Source organism: Candidatus Zixiibacteriota bacterium, from assembly GCA_040752815.1.
Classification (GTDB): domain Bacteria; phylum Zixibacteria; class MSB-5A5; order GN15; family FEB-12; genus JAGGTI01.
Map to the genome: position 1 here is coordinate 1 of JBFMGC010000099.1, position 3362 is coordinate 3362.

Here is a 3362-nt window from a genome sequence, read left to right on the forward strand (position 1 = left end):
GTTGGGTTTCGGTCTTCTCGAGTTCCCACTTGAGAAGCTGCCTGTTGATGATGGCTTCTATCGAGGTCACGGCGGTTACCTCCTGCCTGAAATATATCTGACTGGACCGTTATGGCAACGATATAAAACTCCTCGCTCGGCAAGGCGCAGGATCGCGTCGGCTGTGGATAATCTCATGCGTAACAGCAGAAAACGCTTGACACGGTCCGAATAACGGCGCATAATTGGTCCAGATCACGATCTTTTCTCGATACGCATCAATGCCCCTGACGGCCTTTATGGCCGGTGCCACAATGTAACCGTCCTGCGACATCAGGACAGCGATGATGGTTCGAAAGTGGTTGGCGCATACTACTCTTTCAAGCGACCGGGGAGCGCCTGCGCCACTGACTGTCTACTCCATGGCAGCGGGGCCATTTCCGTGCAAACACTACATTCCTTTAACCGAGAACAGGAGAATATACCATGAGTAGCTGTTATCGTCAGAAGCGCCCTGGAGTGATCGGCCTTGTATGCGTGCTGATCACCCTGTTGGGCGCAATTCCCGGGCTGGCGGGCACCGGATATGTCAGCTTGTCAGGAGTCGAGGGCATGCTACAGCACGGGCCCAACGCCGGCAAGCTGCAGGCGGGCGAAGTCTCGTTCGTGGTCCATTTTGCCACTCCGCCAACCAACACCTCGCCGTACAGCATCTCCAACGGCTGGCGGCTTTATTCCCCTGATGGCGCTGTCTACTCTGGGACAGCAATTGAGGCGATACCCGGCGTGCTTCCGCCTCTGTTTCCCCTGGCCTTTTTCCTCTACCAGTGGGACGGCCCGGGTTCGGACTCGGTCGGCGTGGTCGGAATCGCCATGTCGCTCAGCGAGGGCGTTCCGATCGGGTACGATCAGGATGTACTGCGCATCAAGACGACGCTCGCCGCGGGCAGCACCGGCCGTACCATCTGCGTAGATTCCAGTTTCTCGCGTCACGGAGCCAAGTGGGAGTGGGCCAGTGTGGTCGGCTCGGAATCGTTCAGGCCGCAGTGGAGCGGTCCGCACTGCTATGAGATAATCGATTGCGGCGACGACCCCGATGAGGACGCGATCGGCTCGCTCTGCGACAATTGCCCCGATGACGCCAACGCCGCCCAGACGGATACTGACGGCGACGGCGCGGGCGATGCGTGCGACAACTGCCCGCAACCTAACCCCGGACAGGCCGATCGCGACGGTGACGGCCGCGGCGACATCTGTGACAACTGCTGGATGCGGTACAATCCGTCGCAGTCCGACGGCGATGGCGACGGTGTCGGTGACGCATGCGATAACTGCCCAGATCACGCAAACGCGTCGCAGTCAGACATCGACGGTGACGGGCTTGGCGATGTCTGTGATCCGGGTGAGGTCAGGTTCTCCGCGACCCCTCGCTGCGGTGGGGCGCCGCTGACCGTGTCGTTTACCGATGAATCGATCCCGGCTACTACGATCACGAGCTGGTATTGGGATTTCGGCGACGGCAACAACAGCACAGAGCAGAATCCCACCTATGAGTACGCCGAAGTGGGCGTGTATGACGTCACTCTGGAAATCTCGGACGGCGTGCTGACGGATAACCTCACCAAAGCCGAATATATCACGACCCAGGTGGGGCTGGTTGCCGACTTTGTCGGCTACCCGACAGATATCCAACCTGGTCAAGCAGTCATGTTCGAGCCGCTTCTTAGTGGTGCGGCCAATGACTACCTCTGGGACTTCGGTGACGGCCAAACCAGTGTCGAGCGGAATCCCATTCACGTGTACACCTCGGTCGGCAGATACGACGTGACTTTGACCGCGCGTTTGCTCCTCGACGGCTGCGATCAGCAGGACACGCATGTCAAGACGCAATACATCAAGGTGTCCAATATAGATGCCGCCTTCCTTGCTCAGCCGACCGCGGGTGTAGCCCCGCTTTCGGTACAGTTTACTGATCACTCGGCCGGTTCACCCATTAGTTGGTATTGGGAGTTCGGTGACGGCCAGACCAGCACGATGCAGCATCCGAGTCACTTGTATGCCGAGATCGGGCAGTACGATGTGAGGCTGACCGTCAACGACGGGTTCTTCCAGGACGAGTGCCTGAAGCTGGGGTATGTCCGCGTGGACCAGCCGTTCACAGATCTGTTCGCGGAAGTTTATTCCGGCGGAGCCCGCCCCGGTTTCTTCCTTTATTATTATTTCGTTTGGACTAATGTCGGAACCAACCCCGCCCTTGGCAGCGAAATGCGCGTGCGCCTGCCCGGCCAGGTCAGCCTCGTTGACATGTGGCCCCAATACTCATCGGCTAACGGCGGCACGGGAACATTTACAGGATATGGTTTTGACGGACCAGACATTGTGATCCCGCTGCAAACCATTGACCCGTCGCCGTGGTATGGCGGTTACATTGTGGTCAGGACTTATGTGCCCGAATTCGTGCCCATTGGCGAGTGGCTAACCTGTGAAATGTGGCTGACTTCAACCACCAGCGACATAAACATGGCGAACAACTATGCAATTATGCAGTTCGAGGTTGTCGGCTCAATCGATCCCAATGACAAGAGCGCCACACCCGCGGGTGAGGGCGTTGATCAAAAGATCGCGAGCGACCAGCGTGTGGCCTATCTGATTCAGTTCGAGAATAAGCCCGAGGCAACCGCTGAGGCGATTTACGTCCGGGTCGTGGACACGCTTGATCCCAATCTTGACTGGAGTACGCTGGCGATCGGCGAGATGAGCCATCCAACTCCCTGCGACTGGAGCTTTGACGCCCAGAAAGGCATCATCACCTGGTTCTGTGACAACATCATGCTGCCGCCTAACGTCGACCCGCCCGAAGGCGAGGGGTATTTCCACTATTCCATCTCGCCCAAGGCAGGATTACCCCAGGGAACCGAAATCAAGAACACCGCATGGATTCGGTTTGATTACAATGCCTGGCTCATGGCGCCCGAAGCGGGTCCCGTTATTCGGACGATCAACTACGGCTGCTGCGCCGATCGTGTCGGCGATGCCAACGGCAGCGGCGAGGACGAGCCGACCATCGGCGATGTCACAACGATGATCGATGCGCTGTTTATCGGAGGCGATTTCGGAGTCATTCCCTGCCTGGCTGAGGCGGATATCAACCAGTCGGGCGGCGACAATCCGCAGCCGGAAGACATCACAATCGGTGACATCACGACCCTGATCGACTACCTCTTCATAACCGGCGCGTCACTTGGGCTGGCAGATTGCCTGTAGGCAGCGTCGCCCCTCAGAAGCACTGAACGTGGCGCCGGCCGAACCTGGCCGGCGCCGCTTGAATGTTTGCGCTTCACGCGCGTCCTGTCCCGCGCTATATTCCGCCGAAACTATGAGCG

The 3362-nt window shown here is 58.4% G+C and carries 1 protein-coding gene; it reads left to right on the forward strand.

What is annotated here, in order from left to right:
- The first annotated feature begins 465 nt into the window (after nucleotides 1–465).
- Nucleotides 466–3243: a PKD domain-containing protein gene (locus AB1772_13240; GenBank protein MEW5797304.1), complete on the forward strand. Its 2778-nt coding sequence runs from the start codon at nucleotides 466–468 to the stop codon at nucleotides 3241–3243.
- The last annotated feature ends 119 nt before the right edge of the window (nucleotides 3244–3362 follow it).

Excerpts from the sequence above, each read along its gene's own strand:
- AB1772_13240 (MEW5797304.1), top strand. The coding sequence starts at position 466 with ATGAGTAGCTGTTATCGTCAGAAGCGCCCTGGAGTGATCGGCCTTGTA.